This window comes from Streptomyces sp. NPDC052040, assembly GCF_044548405.1.
Classification (GTDB): domain Bacteria; phylum Actinomycetota; class Actinomycetes; order Streptomycetales; family Streptomycetaceae; genus Streptomyces.
The window spans coordinates 312427-330382 of sequence record NZ_JBIUBV010000001.1 but is presented as its reverse complement, the minus strand read 5'-3'; the positions used below and the strand labels follow the sequence as shown (position 1 = coordinate 330382).

The following is a 17956-nucleotide window of genomic DNA, read 5'->3' as shown; positions in this document are numbered from 1 at the left end:
GCCCGGAGCACCCGGGTACCCCGATCGCGCCCCTGCAAGGATGCGTCACCGGAGGCCGGACGTCATCCGGAGAAGGACCGGGCGGGGCGGCGGCTACGGAGGGTGACCACGCGGGGTGAAATCGGCCGCGGTGACCCCGCCCCGCTCGGCCGACCGGGGGACGGAACCGGCGGACCCGGCGGACGGAACGGCGGACCCGGGGGACGGAACCGGCGGGCCCGGGGGGCGTCGGTTCCGTCCGCGGCGGGCGGGTCAGCCCAGTCCGGCCGACTTCAGCCAGGCCTTGGCGACGTCCAGCGGGTCCTTGTGGTCGAGCTGCACCTGGCTGTCCAGGTCGAGCAGGGCCGCGGTGTCGAGCTTGGCCGAGACGGCGTTGAGGGCCTCGACACCCTTCTGGGACAGCCCCGACTTGTGGACCAGCGGCTGCACGTTCTCGAAGCCGAAGAGGTTCTTCGTGTCCTGGAGGACGACGAACTTCTCCTTGGAGATGGTCGGGTCCGTGGTGAAGAGATCGGCGGCCTGCACCGTGTTCTTCTGGAGCGCGGCCTGGGTCAGCGGGCCGCCCGCGTCCAGCGCCTTGAAGGACTTGAAGTCCAGCCCGTAGACGCTCTTCAGTCCGACGAGACCCTGGCTCCGGGTCTGGAACTCCGGCGAGCCGCCCATGACCAGGTCCTTCGCGGCGCCCTTGAGGTCCGCGATGCTGGACTTCTCCGTGAGGTGGTACTTCTTCGCGGTGGCCGCGTTGACGGTGACGGAGTCCTTGTCCTGCGCGGGCGCCGGGTCGAGCAGCGTCAGCTTGGGGTCGAGCTTGGCGGTGATCGCGGCCGTGGTGGCCGCGACGGTCTTCGGGGCCGCGCTCTTGTCCAGGTAGGCGAGGAGGGCGCCGTTGAACTCCGGCAGGACCGTGATGGAGCCGTTCTTGAGCAGGCCGTAGGTCGTCTCGCGGCTGCCGATGTTGGGCTTGTAGGTGACCTTGACACCCTTGGCCTTGAGGGCCTCGCCGTAGATGTCGGCGAGCAGGATGCTCTCCGCGAAGTTGTTGGAGCCCACGACGACGCCGTCGCCGGAGCCGCCGCCCGCCAGGGGGTCGGACGTGCCGCCGGAGGACGAGGAACACCCCGCGAGCAGTGCTGTGGCGGCGAGGGCCACGGCGGCCGCGCCGGAGATTCTCCTGCTGGATGTGCTGGTGTTCGCGGTAGAAGTCACGATTCCCGTTCCGGGCTCTGGGGGCAGGTCGGACACAGCTGTGCACGGTGCGGGCACCGCACTCAACGATCCAATCCAGCCGGTTCTGAATGAGTCAAGTCTCTTCCGGTCACCGATTGGCCTCGATCCCCGGCCCTTTGCGGATCCCCGAGGTGAAGGAGCAAAGGGGCAGGGACGGTTCGGGCTCTCGGCGCCTCCTGTGTGTCCTCAGGCGCTGCGGCGCACCCCCGGGGACACGGCGGCCCGGCCCACCGCCCAGAACAGGGTGAGCGTCGCCAGCGCCAGAACCGCCACCAGGGAGGCACCGCCCACGACCTTCTCGTAGTTGCGCTGGTAGAGGCCGTCGATGATGTAGCGGCCGAGTCCGCCGAGGCTGACGTAGGCGGCGATGGTGGCCGTGGAGACGATCTGGATGGCCGCCGAGCGCAGACCGCTCAGGATCAGCGGCAGCGCGACGGGGACCTCCACCCGGAACAGGATCCGCGACTCCTGCATGCCCATGCCCCGGGCCGCGTCCACCGGCGACGGGTCGACGGAGCGCACGGCCTCGTAGGTCGTCACCAGGATCGGCGGGACGGCGAGGACCACGAGCGGGATCATCACGGGCATCAGGCCGAAGCCGAGCAGGATGAACATCAGGACCAGCAGGCCGAAGCTGGGCAGCGCCCGTCCGGCCGTGGCGATCAGGGCGAGCAGGGTGCCGCCGCGCCCGTAGTGCCCGGTGACCAGCCCGACGGGCAGCCCGATGGCGGCCGCGCAGGCCAGCGCGATCAGCGAGTAGCGCAGGTGCTCGAGGAGCCGGGTGGGGATGCCGTCGTAGCCGTGCCAGTGGGCGCTGTCACCGAAGAACGTCTGGGCGAAGTGGAGTACGTTCACCGGGCGGCCTCCTCGAGTGCGGGTACCGCGGTGTCCGGGCGGGCCTCGGCGGCCTTCGGCGCCCGGCTTCGGGTGCCGCGCGGCATCCAGGGAGTGAGCAGCAGCCGCACCAGGACCAGGGCGGCGTCGGCGAGGACGGCCAGGACCGCCGTGGTGAGCACCGAGTTCACCGCCAGTTCGGGCCGGTGGTAGATGTTGGCGTCGTTGAGCAGATTGCCCAGGGCGCCCTGGTTGCCGATCAGCATGCCGACGCTGACCAGGCTGATGCTGGACACCGTGGCCACGCGCAGCCCCGCGATGATGGCGGGCACCGCGATCGGCAACTGCACCTGGAGATAGCGCCGTACGGGTCCGAAGCCCATGGCGGTGGCCGCGGCGAGGGTCTCCTGCGGCACCGAGCGGACCCCGTCGACGATGGCCGGGACCAGTACGACCAGGCTGTAGACGGCGAGCGGGATCATCACGGTCAGCTCGGTCTGGCCGGTGTAGTCGATGAGGACGACGAAGAAGGCCAGCGACGGGATGGCGTAGAGCACGGTCGTCACGCCCAGCACCGGCGCGTACAGCCAGCGGAACCGCACACAGAACTGGGCGACGGGCAGACTCACCAGCAGTCCCGCGAGGACCGGCAGCAGGGCCTCGCGCAGATGCAGCCCGATCAGCCCCCACCAGCTGTGCTGGAGGTCGCTCGGGATGTCGAAGAACCGGTTCATCCGGCGACCCCGGCGTCCGCGCGGCCCTCGGCGTGGGCGCTGCGGATGGCCTCGCCGATGGTCTGCTGGGAGACGACGCCGACGACCCGGCCGGTGCCGTCGACGCCGACGGCCCAGCCGGTGGGCGAGAGCACGGCGCCGTCGAGCGCGGCACGCAGCGAGTCCTTGCCGTGCTCGAACGGCCTCCCGTACGGCAGCAGCCGCGCGGGCACGGCCTCCCCCGCGTCCAGGTCCTTCGGCTCGCCCCAGCCCAGCGGCCTGCCGTCGGCGTCGGTGACGAGGAGGTACGGCGTCTCGGCGGTCGCCCGGGAGGCGATCTGCTCGGCGGTGGAGCCGACGGCGACGACCGGGGCCGCGGTCAGCTCCAGCGCCCCGGAGCCGAAGAAGGACAGCCGCCGGATGCCCCGGTCCGTACCGAGGAAGTCCTCCACGAAGGAGTCGGCCGGCGAGGAGAGCAGTTCGGCGGGCGGGGCGTACTGCGCCAGCCGTCCACCGGTGCGCAGCACGGCGACCATCGTGCCGAGCCGGATCGCCTCGTCGATGTCATGGGTGACGAAGACGATGGTCTTGCCCAACTCCTCCTGGATCCTGAGGAGTTCCTCCTGAAGGCCCTTGCGGACGATCGGGTCCACGGCGGAGAACGGCTCGTCCATCAGCAGGACGGGCGGGTCCGCGGCCAGTGCCCGGGCCACGCCGACGCGCTGCTGCTGGCCGCCGGAGAGCTGGTAGGGGTACCGCTTGGCGAGCGAGGCGTCGAGTCCGACCCGCTCCATCAGCTCGCGGGCGCGGTCGCGGGCCCGGTCCTTCTTCCAGCCGAGCAGCCGGGGCACGGTCGCGATGTTGTCGACGATGGTGCGGTGCTGGAAGAGGCCCGCGTTCTGGATGACGTATCCCATGGACCGGCGCAGCGTGGTGACCGGCTGCTGTCCGATGTCGACGCCGTCGAGGGAGATGGTGCCCTCGGTCGGCTCGACCATCCGGTTGATCATGCGGAGGGTCGTGGTCTTGCCGCAGCCGGACGGCCCGACGAGGACCGTGATGGAGCGGTCCGGGATCTCCAGGGACAGCCGGTCGACCGCCACCGTGCCGTCCGGATACCGCTTGGTGACTGAATCTATCCGTATCAAAGCGCCGAATGCCCTTCGGGTGTGGCAGGAGCGGCCCGATCCCCGGCCGATGTCGCACGGACCGCTGCCGGGAGAGTCTAGACGGCGCATGTGACAGCGCTGTGGCGGGTGACCTGCGGGTGACCTGGGAACGGCCCGGCCGCCTGCCTCCGCCGACGCCCGCCGTCCGCCTCGACCGGTGCCCGCCGCCTGCCTCCGCCGACGCCCGCCGTCCGCCTCGACCGGTGCCCGCCGTCCGCCCCGGTCGGCGGCCGCCTCAGGCCCAGGACTCGAAGCCGCCGTCCACCCGGATCGCGTTGACCCCGCTGACATAGCGCGCTCCGCAGCGGTCATGGGGCAGCACCAGCTGGGGCCCCGTCCCGTCGAGCGGGATGTCGTCGATGCTGCCCGCGAGCAGCACCGGCGCGCGCCCGAAGTCGGGGTCGATCTCGGCCCAGGAGAGCAGGACACGGTGGCCGTCCGCGCCGGTCACGGCGATCACGAAGCGGAGCCGGTCCTTGCGCCGCGCCGGGTCGAAGCCGGGGCCCGCGGCCGACAGCACGTCGTGGAGCAGCGGTCCGGTGAACCGGTGGCGCCGTACGCCGCTGGTGGCGCACTCGAAGGCGACCCGCACCCGGTGCTGCGGCCAGGCGGAGAGGTCGGGCACGGTGAGCCGGACGGGATGCGCGAGGTCTCCGGTCAGCGCGAGCAGCGCCGCCGGTCCGCTGCCGACGGCCGACCCGGTCAGTGACTGGCTCACGGGCCACCACCTCCGCTGGCAAGGTACCCGCGCGCCACCCCGCCACAAACGCAGAAGTCCACCCGGCACCGCCCCCACCCTGGCTCCTGCGGCAGGAGGGACGGCCTACTGCTCGCAGATACGGCCTGGGCGGACAGGGCCCTCGCCGCTGTTGCACTCCTGGATACGCAGGGGCCCGCCCGTGGCGTTGCCGCCGCGGACGGGCCCTTCCGGAGTGCTCCTGGTGTCAGCCCTCGTCGGGAGCCAGTCGCAGGGAGATCGAGTTGATGCAGTACCGCTGGTCCGTCGGGGTCGGGTAGCCCTCGCCCTCGAAGACATGACCGAGGTGCGAGCCGCAGCGGGCGCAGCGGACCTCGGTGCGGACCATCCCGTGCGAACGGTCGTCGATCAGCTCGACGGCGTCGGTGTCCTTCGGGTCGTAGAAGGACGGCCAGCCGCAGTGCGAGGCGAACTTGGTGTCGGAGGTGAAGAGTTCGGCCCCGCAGGCGCGGCAGGAGTAGACGCCCTTGGTCTTGGTGTCGGTGTACTCACCGGTGAAGGCGGGCTCGGTCGCCGCCTGGCGCAGGACCGCGTACTCGGACGGGTTCAGTTCCGCGCGCCACTGCTCGTCCGGCTTGTCCACGTCGTACGCCATGCTGAGTCAGCCCCTTACTTCGAGAGACGGTCCAGGATGTGCGGGCCGAGGTCCGTGACGTCGCCCGCCCCCATGGTGAGAACCAGATCGCCCGGCCGCGCCATTCCCGCCACGGTGGCGGGGACCTCCGCCTTGTCGTGCACGGCCCGCACCTCGGCGCCCGCCGCCCGGGCCGCCGCGATGATCAGCTCGCTGGTCACGCCCGGGATCGGGTCCTCGCGGGCGGGGTAGATGTCGAGGACCACCGAGGCGTCGGCGAGGGCCAGTGCCGCGCCCATCTCCTTGCCCAGCTCCTGGGTGCGGGAGAAGAGGTGGGGCTGGAAGACCACCAGGATCCGGGAGTCGTCGGCGGCGGCCCGCATCGCCTCCAGGTCGGCGGTCATCTCGGTGGGGTGGTGCGCGTAGGAGTCGATGACCTGGACGCCCGCCTCCTCGCCCTTGAGCTGGAGGCGGCGCTTGACGCCGGTGTACGCGGCCAGGGCCGGGGCCATGTCGGCCGCGGGGACGCCCAGCGCGGCGGCCGCCGCCAGGGCCGCGACCGCGTTGTGCGCGTAGTGGCGGCCGGGGACGGAGACCGTGAAGGTCAGCTCCGTGCCCTCCAGGTCCACCGTGACCAGGCTCTTCAGCCCCTGCGGGACCACCGAGAGGATGCGCACGTCGGCGTCCTCGGACTCGCCGTACGTCACCGTCCGCACCGAGCCGTCCAGCCGCCGCGTCAGCTCGCGCGCGCCCTCGTGGTCGGCCGTGATCACCAGGGTGCCGCCGGGCACGATCCGGCCCGCGAAGGTCCGGAAGGAGTCGTAGATCTCCTCCAGGGACGCGTAGTTGGCGTGGTGGTCCAGTTCGACATTGAGGACGATCGCGACCTCGGGCGCGTACTTGTGGAAGCTGCGGTCGCTCTCGTCGGCCTCGGCGACGAAGATGTCGCCCTCGCCGTGCAGGGCGTTGGAGCCGGGGGCGTCCAGGTCGCCGCCGATGGCGTACGACGGGGCGAGGCCCAGCTCGCTCAGGGAGACCGCCAGCATGGACGTGGTGGTCGTCTTGCCGTGCGTACCGGCGACCGCGATCGGGCGCAGGCCGTCCATCAGGCGGGCCAGCGCGTCCGAGCGGTGCACCACGGGGATGCCCAGCTCCGCCGCGCGCGCCAGCTCCGGGTTGTCGGCCCGGATCGCGGAGGAGACGACGACACAGCTGGCGTCGTCGGCGAGGTGCTCGGCGGCGTGCCCGAGGTGCACGGTCACGCCCAGCGCCCGCAGGGCCTCGGCGGTCGCAGAGTCCTTGGCGTCGCTGCCCGCCACCTTCGCGCCGCGCTGGGCGAGGATCTTGGCGATGCCCGACATCCCGGCGCCGCCGATGCCGATGAAGTGCGGTCGGTCCATGGCGGTAGGAAGGCCGGGTGCCATGCGTGTTTCTCCCCAAGATCCGGTACGACGGGCGGCGCCCTCGCACGAGGACGCGCCCCCAGCCTATTCCGTACCGGGCTGGCGACCTGCATGGGGCGCGGGGGCGCAGTGGACGCGGCGGCAGCACCGGCTGCGGCGGCCGCACAGGGCGCGGCGACCCGCGTGGGACGCGGAAGGCCGCACGGGACGCGGGGGCCGCACAGGGCGCGGCGAGCCGCGTGGGACGCGGCGGCAGCACCGGCCGCGGCGGCCGCACCGGGCGCGGCGACCCGCGTGGGACGCGGAAGGCCGCACGGGACGCGGGGGCCGCACGGGGCGCGGCGAGCCGCGTGGAGCGCGGAAGGCCGCACGGGACGCGGCGACCGTCGGAGGACGCCGGGGGGGAGGCCGCACCGGACGCGGAGGGGCCGCACAGGGCGCGGCGACCCGCGTGGGACGCGGAAGGCCGCACGGGACGCGGCGAGCCGCGTGGAGCGCGGAAGGCCGCACGGGACGCGGCGACCGTCGGAGGACGCCGGGGGAGGCCGCACCGGACCACCGGACGCGGGAGGCCCCGCCTGCGGCGGGGTGCGGCGCAGGCGGGGCAGGTCGGCGGGCCGGGCGCAGCCCGCGTAAGCGGCGCGGCACAGCCCGGGCGCGCGGCGCGACGGCACGATCCGGGCCGGGTGGCACGGTGCAGCCCGGGCTACCCGGGCTCGGCGCAGCCAGAGCGCGCGGCACGCCGCGATCCAGGCCGCCCGGTCCGGGTGTCCCGGGCTCGGCGCAGCCCGGCTGCGTGGCACGGTGCAGCCCGGGTGGCCCGGCGCGGCACAGCCCGAGCGCACCCCACACCGCGTCCGTGCAGCCCACGCTCGGCGCAGCCCGGCTGCGCGGGCCCGGCACAGCCCGGGCCGGGTGGCGCGGGGCCCTGGGGCCCGGCACGCGCCCTCGCCCCAGGCCCCGGGCCCCCGCCCGCTACGCCTTGCTGTGCGAGAAGAGCTTCAGCACCGGCACCCCGACCTTGTGCCGCGCCCGGGACGCCCAGTCGCGGTGGAAGAACTCCTCCACGTAGTGCGGGTCGGTCAGCACGATCACCTCGTCCGCGTGGACCTCGTCGACCAGCGTCTTCAGGGCGTCCAGCGGATGGTCCTCGATGAGCCGTCCCTCCGCCTCGCTGCCCGCCGCCCGCAGCGCGCTCAGGGACACCTCCAGGGCCTGCTGCCCGAGGGCCGCGGCATCCTTGCCCTCCGGTGTCTCTCTCTCGTGCGCGGCCTCGTCCAGCTCGCCCAGGGCGATGTCGTCGATGGCGCGCAGCAGGCGGTCGGCCTGGTCGCCGCGCGGCTGGAGCAGCACGCGGAAGGCGACCGGCTCCTCACCGTGCAGGGTCGTTACGAACTCCACGTCCGCCGACGTCAAAGCCTTCTCGATCATCAATACGCTCGTGAACACGGCAGGCGCCCCTTCCTCATTCCGAGCCCCGCCGGGGGCCTCGGTCGTCCGAGGGCCGTCAGGGCCCTGCGGAAACCATCCTGCCCCGTGATCACCCGGGGCCGACAAGATCTCCACCAGTGTGCCCGCCGTTTCGCGGACGAAGCCGGGGGGGGATCCCCCTCGCGGAGCGCCGCCCGGGCCGCGGGCAGCGGCGGCCCGGAGCTGAGGCCCGCGGGCCGCGGTGGCCTCAGCTCCGCGGGTAGCGGCTGTCTCGGCTCCGGCGGTAGCGGCCGAAGAGGAAACCTTCCTCCTCCAGCAGCGACACCAGCCCGAAGCGCCGGGGCACCGCCACCGGGGGACCCCCGGCGATCCGCTGCGCGTCGCCCGCCGTGAGCGTCGGGGAGACCGTCAGGCACAGCTCGTCCAGGACGTCCGCGGTGATCAGCTGCCCCAGCAGGCGCGGGCCGCCCTCGGTCAGCAGCCGGGTCAGCCCGAGACCGGCCAGGGCGCGGACGGCGCGGACCGGGTCCACACCCGCGCCGTCCCCGGCGATCAGCACCCGGGCGCCGGACTTCTCGGCGGCGGCCACCCGGTCCGGTGCGGCGGCGGCACCGGTCAGCACCAGGGTGGGCACCTCGGGCGAGGTGAACAGCGGCCAGGAGAAGTCCAGATCGAGGCTCGCGCTGACCACCGCGATCGCGGGCGCGGGCCCCTGCCCGGCCGCCCGTCGGAGCTCCGCGAAGGCCGCGCGGGCGCGGGCCGGGCGGTAGACCTCCTGCCGTACCGTCTCGGCGCCCACCAGCACGGCGTCCGCGAGCCCCCTCAGGGTGCCGAAGATCCGCATGTCGGCGGTGCCGGAGATGGGCTGGGAGCGGCCCTCGTGCTGGGCGGCGCCGTCGAGGGTGGAGACCATGTTGGCGCGCAGCCAGGTCTCCGGACCGTCGGGGCCGAGGGCGGGGTAGGCGTACGCCTCGGCCAGCTCCGGAAGGGTCCACTCCCGGTCCGCGGGGTCCCCGGCGGGCCCTTCGCCCCCGGGGCCGGGCTCCACGGCCCGGGTACCGCCCGGCCGGGGCGCTGTCTCGTCGGTCACAGGGAACAGGCGTCGCATGACGTGCAGTGTGGCACGGCGCTTACCATGGGGAACCGTGTCCTCCTCCTCCGCCGCCTCCGGGATCGAGCCGATAGCCGACGCGGCCCCGCTGTCCCTGTGCGCCCGCGAGCCGCATGTCCCCGCCGACCGGCTCGTCGCCGAGATGGTGCCGCCGCCGCGCTTCGACTCGGTCCGCTTCGCGACCTACATCCCGGACCCGAACCAGCCCAGCCAGAGCGAGGCCGTACAGATCCTCGACGGCTTCGCCGCGGGCCTCGGCGGCGCCTCCGCCGCCCCCGCCAGGCGCTCCCTCTTCGGCTTCGGGAAGGCGAAGGCGGCGAAGACCCCGGCGGGCCCCCGCGGTGTCTACCTGGACGGCGGCTACGGCGTCGGAAAGACCCACCTCCTCGCCTCCCTGTGGCACGCCACCCCCGCGGAGCCCGCGCTGAAGGCCTTCGGCACCTTTGTGGAGCTGACCAACCTGGTCGGCGCCCTCGGTTTCCAGCAGACGGTCCGTACGCTCTCCGGGCACCGGCTGCTGTGCATCGACGAGTTCGAGCTCGACGACCCCGGGGACACCGTGCTGGTCTCCACGCTGCTCGGCAAGCTGGTCGAGGCGGGTGTGGCGCTCGCCGCCACCTCCAACACCCTGCCGGGCAAGCTCGGCGAGGGCCGGTTCGCGGCCGCCGACTTCCTGCGCGAGATCCAGGGGCTGTCCGCGCGCTTCCGCACCCTGCGGATCGACGGCGAGGACTACCGGCACCGGGGACTGCCCGAGGCCCCGGCCCCCTTCACCGACGAACAGGTCGCGAAGACGGCGTATGCCACCGGGGGCGCCTCGCTCGACTCCTTCCCGGAGCTGCTGGACCATCTCGCCCGCGTCCACCCGAGCCGCTACGGCGCGCTGACGGACGGGCTGAAGGCGGTCTGCCTGACCGATGTCCAGCCGGTGCCGGACCAGTCGACGGCGCTGCGGCTGGTCGTGCTGGCCGACCGGCTCTACGACCGGGAGGTGCCGGTGCTCGCCTCCGGGCTGCCCTTCGACCAGTTGTTCAGCGAGGACATGCTGAAGGGCGGCTACCGGAAGAAGTACTTCCGCGCGATCTCCCGGCTCACCGCGCTCGCCCGGGACGCGAAGGGTCTCGTGAAGGCGTAACAGTCCGAAACGGTTGTGCGCCACCGGCGCGTTTCCACCACCCTCACCTCGTTTTTTGGTCTCTCCTTTACCTGAAACGTGAAGTTAACCCTGCAAACAGGCCAACCCCGCTACCGTGTTGGGCACGTCATCCATGACGGACGCACACCGCGGGGAGGGGGGCGCATGGTTCACGGCATCACGGTCCGGTGGCTGCTGACGGCGCTGTCCGCCGTCCTGCTCGCCCTGCAACTCGTCGCACCGCACTCGTCCTCCGCCGCCTCCGCGCACCGGACCCAGGCGGCCGCCGCCGGCTTCACGGCGCCGGTCACCGGCAAGCGCGCGGACGACACGGAGGAGACCGCCGTCCGGGGCGGGACCGGATCCCTGGCGAGCCCGACCGGCCCGCAGCGCGTCCGGGACCGCCATCGGACGGCCGCGGCACCGGCCCCGGGGTCCCTCGCGCCGACACCGTCGGCACCCGGCACCCCGGCCGCCCGGTCCGCCGCGCCGCACCCGTCCAGACCGTCGAGCGCTCACACCCCGGGGGCACTCCAGGTCTTCCGCTGCTGAGCCGCCCGCCCGGTACGGGCTGACAGGGCCCTCTCCCCTCACCACGCCGCGTCGGCCGAGCGCGTCGGCGCGGGGCCATGTCGCCGTACCCGCATCTGCCACGTTCTCGTACACCGACGCGCGACAGAGCGCGCCAGGAGGAACTGACAATGCAGCCCCTCATCGATCACGCCCGTGCGCACGGGCAGCGTCCCCAGGAGTTCGCCCGGCTGGCCGACGGCCAGTGGCCGCAGGTCCTGTTCATCACCTGCTCCGACTCCCGGGTGGTGCCCGTCCTGATCACCGGAGCCCAACCCGGTGAGCTGTTCGAACTGCGCACCGCGGGCAACATCGTGCCCCCGCACACCTCCGCCCGGCCCACCGGCGAGGCGGCCACCATCGAGTACGCCGTGGAGGTGCTCGGCGTCACCGACGTCGTCGTCTGCGGCCACTCCCACTGCGGTGCCGTAGGAGCGCTGGTGCGCGGCGACGACCTGACCGCCGTCCCCGCCGTGCGCGACTGGCTGGCGCACGCCGCCCCCGAGCCCCGGGCGTCCGACCCGGGCGATCCCGCGGTCGCCGAGGCCGTGCAGAACCATGTGCTCGCCCAGCTGCTGCGCCTGCGGTCCTACCCCTGCGTGGAACGACGCCTGACGGCGGGTCATCTGCGTCTGCACGGCTGGTACTACGAGGTGCACACCGGGGCCGTACGCCAGCACAGCTCCGCCACCGACGCCTTCGAAGCCCTGTGAGCGGCCCGATGCGCACCTTCCCTCATCTGAGGCAGGACTTCGCAGCCTCCCTCGTCGTGTTCCTGGTCGCACTGCCGCTGTGCGTGGGCGTGGCCGTCGCCTCCGGCGTGCCCGCCGAACTCGGCCTGGTCACCGGCATCGTGGGCGGTCTGGTCACCGGCGCGATGCGCGGCAGCAGCCTCCAGGTCTCCGGACCGGCGGCCGGTCTGACCGTGCTGGTCTTCGAAGCGGTGCGGGAGTTCGGGCTGCCGCTGCTCGGTGTGATCGTGCTCGCCACCGGTGTGCTCCAGCTCCTCATGGGCGCGCTGGGGCTGGGGCGCTGGTTCCGCGCCATCTCGATCTCCGTGGTGGAGGGCATGCTGGCGGGTATCGGCCTGGTGCTGATCGCCGGGCAGCTGTACTCGCTGGTCGGGGCCAAGGCCCCGGCCTCGGGCCCGGGCAAGATAGCCGGGCTGCCCGGAGCGCTCCTGGACGCCGCGTCCAGCACCAGGACGCTGTCCTCGCTGGCGCTGGGCGCGGGCACCATCGCCGTCCTGGTGCTCTGGAAGCAGCTGCCGCGGGTGGTGCGCGCGGTGCCCGGCCCGCTCGCCGCGGTCGGTCTCGCCACCCTGGCCGCCGTGGTCCTCGGGCTGCCGGTGGCCACGGTCGAGGTGCAGGGGCTGCTCGGCTCGGTCCAGCCGCCCTCGCCGAGCGCCTTCGGTGAGCTGGCGGACCCGGGGCTGCTCGGCACGGTCGCCGCGTTCACCCTGATCGCCTCCGCCGAGTCCCTGTTCAGCGCGGCCGCCGTGGACCGGCTCCATCACGGTCCGCGCACGCAGTACAACAGGGAGTTGATGGCGCAGGGCGTCGGCAACGCCGTATGCGGGCTGCTCGGGGCGCTGCCGATGACCGCGGTGATCGTGCGCAGCGCCGCCAATGTCCAGGCGGGGGCCCGCACCAAGGCGTCCCGGGTGCTGCACGGCGCCTGGCTGCTGCTGTTCGCGGCCCTGCTGCCGTCCGCGCTGGCGTACATCCCGATCCCGGCGCTGGCCGGGGTGCTGGTGTACTCCGGGGCCAAGCTGGTGCCGGTCCGGGCGCTGGTGGCGCTGTGGCGCGAGCAGCGGGGCGAGGCGCTGATCCTGCTGGTCACCGCGGTGTCCATCGTGGTCGTCAGCATGTTCGAGGGTGTGCTCATCGGGCTGGCGCTGGCGGTGGTGAAGACCGCCTGGGAGGCCTCACACGTCCGGCTGGAGACCGTCGACAAGGGCGCGGGCCCGGTGCAGGCGTATCTGACGGGCAATGCGACCTTCCTGCGGCTGCCCAGGATCATGGAGAGCCTGGAGGCACTGCCGCAGGACCGGCCGGTGGAGCTGGATCTGAGCGGCCTGCACCATCTGGACCACGCCTGCCGCACGGCCCTGGAGAACTGGGCGGAACGGCACAGCGCGGCCGGAACGGAGCCCGTCCGCCTGACCACCGGGGGCCTGCCGACCGGCCGCTGACCCCGAGGGGCTCACCCCCCGGCGATGCGAGGTCCGGCCGGGCCTCGCATCGCCACCCCTTGCGGAATTATCGTGGCAAGTGCCGACGTATTCGGATGCACCGGATATACCGGACCTCTGGGTTGAGGAGGTCGTCATGCTCGCGGAACTGGTGGGTGCGCTGGTCGGGCTCGGAGGCGTGGGACTCGTGTACGTGTCCGCGGCGGCCCGGGTGGTCAAGCAGTACGAACGCGGGGTCGTGTTCCGCTTCGGGCGGCTCTCGGGCTCGCCCCGGCCGCCCGGCTTCACCGTGATCGTTCCCTTCGTCGACCGGCTCCAGAAGGTCAATATGCAGATCGTGACGCTGCCGATCCCGGCGCAGGAGGGCATCACACGCGACAATGTGACGGTGCGCGTCGACGCCGTCGTCTACTTCAAGGTGATCGACCCGGCCAACGCGCTCATCCAGGTCGAGGACTACCGGTTCGCCGTCTCGCAGATGGCGCAGACCTCGCTGCGCTCGATCATCGGCAAGAGCGATCTGGACGATCTGCTCTCCAACCGGGAGCAGCTCAACCAGGGCCTGGAACTGATGATCGACAGCCCGGCCGTGGGCTGGGGCGTGCAGATCGACCGGGTCGAGATCAAGGATGTGTCGCTGCCCGACACGATGAAGCGGTCGATGGCCCGCCAGGCCGAGGCGGACCGTGAGCGCCGGGCCCGGGTCATCAACGCGGACGCGGAGCTTCAGGCGTCCAGGAAGCTGGCGCAGGCCGCCGGGGTGATGTCCGAACAGCCGGCCGCCCTCCAGCTGCGGCTGCTCCAGACCGTGGTGGCGGTGGCGGCGGAGAAGAACTCCACGCTGGTCCTGCCGTTCCCGGTTGAGTTGCTGCGGTTCCTGGAGCGTTCGGGGCAGCCCGGGAGCGCGCCGGGACAGGACGCCTCCGAGGCGCTCACGGCCGCGCCCGCCCCGGCGTCCGGCACCGAGCAGCAGCCGCCCGAGGGCCCCGCGGAGGCGGAACCGGCATTCCCGCCGCTGAAGGTGGAGGCGGACCCCCAGGAGGACGCCCCCCTGCACGGGCTCGCCCAGGTCCCCGTCGGCGAGGGCGCCGCGACCCCGTCCGGCGAGGCCCCGCCGGAGCTGTGGGCCGACGTCACCCCCGAGGACCTGCCGCCCTCCTCCAGAAGCGCCACGCCCTCCCCGCTCACCCACGACGACTGACCCGCACCGCCCCCGTCGAGGCGGGTCCCGCCGGGTGGGTGACTTCGCCGTCGCACCGGCCCGGCGCACCGGGCCGGGCGGCCCCGCCGCCGGGGCCGCGCCCGTACGTTGGTGCGGTGATCCCTCTGGTACGACGTGTCGCCGCCGTCTGCGCGTTCGGTGCCCTCCTCGCCGCCTGCGGAGCCCCCGCGGCCCCGCACACCCCGGTCCGCTCCTCGGCGCCGTCCGCGGTGCCCTTGGTGGTGCCGTCCTCGGTGGCCGCTTCCCGGGCGGCGGCGCTCGCGGCCGGGTCCGGCGCGCTGGCGCCCGTCTTCCGGAGCGCCCCGACGCAGGCGAAGCTCGTCGCCCTCACCTTCGATGCGGACATGACCGCCGACGACGGGCCGCGCGCGGAGGACGGGGAGCACTTCGACAACCCCCAGCTGATCGACGCGCTGCGCGAGCTGAAGGTGCCCGCCACACTGTTCATGACGGGCCGCTGGGCCGACCAGTATCCCGAGGAGGCCCGGGACATCGGCCGGGATCCGCTCTTCGAGATCGCCAACCACTCCTACAGCCACTACTCCTTCACCGACGGCTGCTTCGGACTGCCGGTCCTGCCCCAGTCGAGGATGCGGACGGATGTGCAGCGCGCCTTCACGGCGCTCCGCAAGGCGGGGGTCGCCCACCCGATGCCGTACTTCCGCTTCCCCGGCGGCTGCTACGACAACCGGGCGCTGCGGGAGCTGAGTCCGCTCGGGGTGACCGCGGTCGAGTGGGACGTGGTCAGCGGGGACGCGGGCGCGACGGACGCGGGCGCGGTGTCGCGGCAGGTGCTGCGGGGGGTGCGGCCCGGTTCCGTGGTCGTGCTGCACTGCACCCAGAGCGGGGCCCCGGTGACCGAACCGGCGGTGCGGACCCTGGTGCCCGAACTGCGCAAGCGGGGCTACCGGCTGGTGAAGATCTCCGAACTGATCAAGGCCGCGGGCGGCCCGCGGTAGCCGCGGCGGCTCCCGGACAACTGCCCGAAGGGCCCGATCCGTCCCCTGGCACACTGGGGGCCGTGAGCAGTGACCAGACCCCCGCAGCGCCCTCGGACCCCCCGTACGACGGCCAGGACAGCCCCTTCCGCTCCGAGCGCACCGCCCGCGACGAGGCCCCGCAGTATGTGATGCCCCTGGTGGCGCGCATCGAACGGGCCGCTCCCCCGGCGCGCACGGACGCGCTGGAGACCGCGGCACGCGCCGTACTGGTGATCCTCGGCGACGAGCGCTCCCGGGGCGAGGGCGAGTGGGCCCGGCTGATGCGGGACTGGCAGGACGCGCGGATCCGCAAGGTGGTGCGCCGGGCACGCGGCGCGGAGTGGCGGCGGGCCGAGGCCCTGCCCGGCATCACGGTCACCGGCAAGTCCGCGGAGGTACGGGTCTTCCCGCCCGTCCCGCTGGACGGCTGGCCCAAGGACCTGGCCAGGCTCCAGGTGTCGGGCACGGAACTCGACGACCCGGAACCGCCCGCCGGACCGGACCGGTCGACACCGGTGCTGTGGCTGAACCCGGACCTGGAGATGTCCGCGGGCAAGGCGATGGCCCAGGCGGGACACGGCGCCCAGCTCGCATGGTGGGCCCTGCCGGACGAGGAACGCCTCGCCTGGCGCGAGGCGGGCTTCCCGCTCCAGGTCCGCACGGCACGCCCGTCCCACTGGCACGAACTGACCGCGTCGGGGCTCCCGTTGGTCCGCGACGCGGGCTTCACGGAGATCGCCCCCGGCAGCAGCACGGTGGTCGCGGACCACCCGGCCCTGCCCCGGAACGGGAACTGATGTCCGGCCGTCACTGAGCCGAACGCAGGACCTGATACGTCCCCGCCGCGGTGAAGGCGTCGGCGATGGGGGCGATGAGCGAGGCGAAGCGGAGGGCGCCCGCGGTGCCGATCGGCGACCACAGCGCGCCGCAGTGCTCGTCCGTTTCCACCTCGATCCGCTCGCGTGCCGTGCTGCCCGCGTCGGTGAGCGTGCCGTCGGGGCGGAGCCAGCCGCGTGCGACGAGACGTGCCGTCGCCGCGGCCCACTCCTCGTCGTCCCACTGACGGGTCGTCCGTGCCAGCGTGGCCGGGAGACCGCCCGTCGCGGTGTGCAGAACGAGACGATCGCACGGTCCGAGACCGTTGTCGGCGAGGACGACGAGATGCGCGTCGCCGCGCCATTCGCGTGCCACCGTGATCTGCTGCCACAGCGCGACCAGGGGATCGGACGGAAGGAGATCGCGGAGGCCCGCCGGACCATCGAACCGGTCGTCCTGCGTATGTCCGTCGAGTGCGGCGACCTCGACTGGGAGGCCCGGGTGCGAGCCGCCCACCACCGGCTGGTGCGCACCCCGGCGTATGTGGCGGAGGAGGGCGAGTACTACAGCGGCGCCTGGTCCGAGGCCCACCGGGTCTTCCACCGCACGCTGTTGGAGGGATGCGGCAACCCTGTCCTGCTGGAGACCTTCGACCGCTTGTGGACCGCGAGCGAGTTGGGCCGCCGCTGGTCGGCGCACCGCAACCCCGACCGGGACGGCGCGGCGGAGCACCGCAGGCTGGAGGAGGCGGCGCTGGCCCGCGACGCCGACACCGCTGCCGCGGTCCTGACCGAGCACCTCACCCTGACCGCGGCCGCCCTGACCGGCGACTGGCCTGGACCGTCGGAGCGGTGAACTTCCGTTGCATCGCGCCGGGTGGATCAGCGGCTTGATCAGCGGCTTGTCCCCCGGTACGCGTAGCAGGTGAGCCAGGTGGTGTCGAGCTGGACCGAGGAGCCCTTGGCGGCGTAGCCGCCGCCGAGGCTGGACTCGTTCTGGAGCACCCAGGGGGCGGTGTCGGGGTTGCTGCCCGAGACGCCTCCGATTCTTCTGCCGTCCAGGTAGAAGGTGACGCCCGCGGGGGTGATCTCGTAGGTGCTGGTGTGCCAGTCGGTCCAGCGGCCGGGGGCGTCGGCGTTGTACTCGCGGAAGCCATGGACGTAGGCGCTGATCGGGTCGGTGGCGAAGTTCTCCCCGGCCTCCGGGAAGTCGATCTCACTGCGCGCGTAGCGCAGATGGGCCATCTTGTAGCCGGAGAGCGCGCCCTGCACGCGCCAGCGCTCGCTGAACTTGCCGTAGCGGAGGTTCATGCAGGCCAGTGGCACCAGCGCGGCCACGTGGTTGTCGCCGGCCGGGGGCCGGTACATGCGTACGTGGAGGCGGCCGTCGCCGGTGGCGGAGGGGCCGATCCAGGTGGTGTCGTCGGCACGGTACTCGCCGCCGAAGGTACGGGTGTTGCCGTTGGAGTGGTTCTTGGGGTTGGCCGTGTCGTACCAGCCGCGCGGATAGGCGCCGAGCTGCTGGTAGACATCGCCGTACGCCCGGAGTCCGGCGCAGTGGAAGTCGCCGTCCCCCGCGCAGCCGCTGAAGGATCCGAGCGGCGCGTACTGGCCGTTGAAGTCGTCCGCGAAGATCTGGCGGAAGGGCCCGCAGTCGCCATGCGGCATGGTGTCGCCGACGGTGTGGCAGGCGTCCTGCGACGGCGTGGCCGCCTGTGCCGGGACGACGGCGGGGGCGGTGGCGAGGACGGCCGCGGCGAGGGCGGTGGCGGCGCGCGGGCGGTGGCTGCGGGGACGGGTGGGCACGGTTCCTCCGGGTGG

General features: G+C 73.2%; 18 protein-coding genes and 1 pseudogene. 8 read left to right on the top strand and 11 right to left on the bottom strand.

Translation table 11 applies throughout. The annotated features are described in order from the left end of the window. Positions 1-252 precede the first annotated feature (252 nt). From ACIHAA_RS01395 to ACIHAA_RS01355, 9 genes are all read right to left on the bottom strand, one after another. Positions 253-1206, bottom strand: a complete 954-nt coding sequence (locus tag ACIHAA_RS01395) for an ABC transporter substrate-binding protein (RefSeq protein ID WP_399811480.1) — start codon at positions 1204-1206, stop codon at positions 253-255. Between the two features lie 207 nt (positions 1207-1413). Further along, a complete protein-coding gene (locus ACIHAA_RS01390; RefSeq protein WP_399811477.1) occupies positions 1414-2082 on the bottom strand; it encodes an ABC transporter permease in 669 nt (222 codons plus the stop codon). Further along, positions 2079-2795, bottom strand: a complete 717-nt coding sequence (locus ACIHAA_RS01385) for an ABC transporter permease (RefSeq protein WP_399811474.1) — start codon at positions 2793-2795, stop codon at positions 2079-2081. Before ACIHAA_RS01385 ends, ACIHAA_RS01390 begins: the two co-directional genes overlap by 4 nt. Next, positions 2792-3922 (bottom strand): ABC transporter ATP-binding protein, encoded by a 1131-nt coding sequence (locus ACIHAA_RS01380; protein ID WP_399811471.1) that lies wholly within the window; start codon positions 3920-3922, stop codon positions 2792-2794. Before ACIHAA_RS01380 ends, ACIHAA_RS01385 begins: the two co-directional genes overlap by 4 nt. 256 nt (positions 3923-4178) lie before the next feature. Continuing rightward, positions 4179-4661: a molybdopterin-dependent oxidoreductase gene (locus ACIHAA_RS01375; RefSeq protein WP_399811468.1), complete on the bottom strand. Its 483-nt coding sequence runs from the start codon at positions 4659-4661 to the stop codon at positions 4179-4181. Positions 4662-4887: 226 nt separating this feature from the next. Further along, positions 4888-5295: a peptide-methionine (R)-S-oxide reductase MsrB gene (gene msrB, locus ACIHAA_RS01370; RefSeq protein ID WP_399811465.1), complete on the bottom strand. Its 408-nt coding sequence runs from the start codon at positions 5293-5295 to the stop codon at positions 4888-4890. Between the two features lie 14 nt (positions 5296-5309). Further along, entirely contained in the window at positions 5310-6698 is a 1389-nt protein-coding gene (gene murC, locus ACIHAA_RS01365) for a UDP-N-acetylmuramate--L-alanine ligase (RefSeq protein WP_399811462.1), read from the bottom strand. Between the two features lie 954 nt (positions 6699-7652). Continuing rightward, the gene (locus tag ACIHAA_RS01360) at positions 7653-8126 is read right to left on the bottom strand and encodes an indole-3-glycerol phosphate synthase (RefSeq protein WP_399811459.1); all 474 of its coding nucleotides are present in this window, start codon (positions 8124-8126) and stop codon (positions 7653-7655) included. Positions 8127-8355: 229 nt separating this feature from the next. Beyond that, complete coding sequence (locus ACIHAA_RS01355; RefSeq protein WP_399811456.1) at positions 8356-9216, bottom strand: pyrimidine reductase family protein; 861 nt, start codon at positions 9214-9216, stop codon at positions 8356-8358. Between the two features lie 37 nt (positions 9217-9253). Here ACIHAA_RS01355 and zapE point away from each other — a divergent pair, with 37 nt between their 5' ends. The 7 genes from zapE to ACIHAA_RS01320 all read left to right on the top strand — a co-directional run bounded on the left by zapE (position 9254) and on the right by ACIHAA_RS01320 (position 16117). Further along, positions 9254-10354 (top strand): cell division protein ZapE, encoded by a 1101-nt coding sequence (gene zapE, locus ACIHAA_RS01350; protein WP_399811453.1) that lies wholly within the window; start codon positions 9254-9256, stop codon positions 10352-10354. A 165-nt stretch (positions 10355-10519) separates the two neighbouring features. After that, complete coding sequence (locus tag ACIHAA_RS01345; protein WP_399811450.1) at positions 10520-10906, top strand: hypothetical protein; 387 nt, start codon at positions 10520-10522, stop codon at positions 10904-10906. 149 nt (positions 10907-11055) lie between these two features. Then, entirely contained in the window at positions 11056-11637 is a 582-nt protein-coding gene (locus ACIHAA_RS01340; protein ID WP_399811448.1) for a carbonic anhydrase, read from the top strand. A gap of 8 nt (positions 11638-11645) precedes the next feature. Further along, positions 11646-13118: a SulP family inorganic anion transporter gene (locus tag ACIHAA_RS01335; RefSeq protein WP_399811446.1), complete on the top strand. Its 1473-nt coding sequence runs from the start codon at positions 11646-11648 to the stop codon at positions 13116-13118. 136 nt (positions 13119-13254) lie between these two features. Beyond that, positions 13255-14319 (top strand): SPFH domain-containing protein, encoded by a 1065-nt coding sequence (locus tag ACIHAA_RS01330; RefSeq protein ID WP_399811444.1) that lies wholly within the window; start codon positions 13255-13257, stop codon positions 14317-14319. Between the two features lie 116 nt (positions 14320-14435). After that, positions 14436-15299, top strand: coding sequence for a polysaccharide deacetylase family protein (locus ACIHAA_RS01325; protein ID WP_399811442.1), 864 nt, complete (start codon positions 14436-14438; stop codon positions 15297-15299). A 62-nt stretch (positions 15300-15361) separates the two neighbouring features. Further along, on the top strand, positions 15362-16117 hold the full coding sequence (locus ACIHAA_RS01320) for an aminoacyl-tRNA hydrolase (RefSeq protein ID WP_399811440.1): 756 nt from the start codon (positions 15362-15364) through the stop codon (positions 16115-16117). A 10-nt stretch (positions 16118-16127) separates the two neighbouring features. Here the strand turns inward: ACIHAA_RS01320 and ACIHAA_RS01315 are convergent. Then, positions 16128-16493, bottom strand: a pseudogene (locus ACIHAA_RS01315) (hypothetical protein); the annotation flags it as partial. Here ACIHAA_RS01315 and ACIHAA_RS01310 point away from each other — a divergent pair. Next, positions 16380-16991, top strand: a complete 612-nt coding sequence (locus ACIHAA_RS01310; protein ID WP_399813675.1) for a GntR family transcriptional regulator — start codon at positions 16380-16382, stop codon at positions 16989-16991. The pseudogene ACIHAA_RS01315 and the gene ACIHAA_RS01310 overlap by 114 nt on opposite strands. Positions 16992-17029: 38 nt before the next feature. Here the strand turns inward: ACIHAA_RS01310 and ACIHAA_RS01305 are convergent, their stop codons facing one another. Beyond that, a complete protein-coding gene (locus tag ACIHAA_RS01305) occupies positions 17030-17941 on the bottom strand; it encodes a glycosyl hydrolase family 16 (RefSeq protein WP_399811437.1) in 912 nt (303 codons plus the stop codon). Positions 17942-17956 lie beyond the last annotated feature (15 nt).

Bases quoted from the DNA above. Each gene is read 5' to 3' on its own strand.
- ACIHAA_RS01385 (WP_399811474.1), bottom strand. From the start codon at position 2,795: ATGAACCGGTTCTTCGACATCCCGAGCGACCTCCAGCACAGCTGGTGG.
- msrB (WP_399811465.1), bottom strand. From the start codon at position 5,295: ATGGCGTACGACGTGGACAAGCCGGACGAGCAGTGGCGCGCGGAACTG.
- murC (WP_399811462.1), bottom strand. From the start codon at position 6,698: ATGGCACCCGGCCTTCCTACCGCCATGGACCGACCGCACTTCATCGGC.
- ACIHAA_RS01355 (WP_399811456.1), bottom strand. From the start codon at position 9,216: ATGCGACGCCTGTTCCCTGTGACCGACGAGACAGCGCCCCGGCCGGGC.
- ACIHAA_RS01345 (WP_399811450.1), top strand. From the start codon at position 10,520: ATGGTTCACGGCATCACGGTCCGGTGGCTGCTGACGGCGCTGTCCGCC.
- ACIHAA_RS01340 (WP_399811448.1), top strand. From the start codon at position 11,056: ATGCAGCCCCTCATCGATCACGCCCGTGCGCACGGGCAGCGTCCCCAG.
- ACIHAA_RS01335 (WP_399811446.1), top strand. From the start codon at position 11,646: ATGCGCACCTTCCCTCATCTGAGGCAGGACTTCGCAGCCTCCCTCGTC.
- ACIHAA_RS01330 (WP_399811444.1), top strand. From the start codon at position 13,255: ATGCTCGCGGAACTGGTGGGTGCGCTGGTCGGGCTCGGAGGCGTGGGA.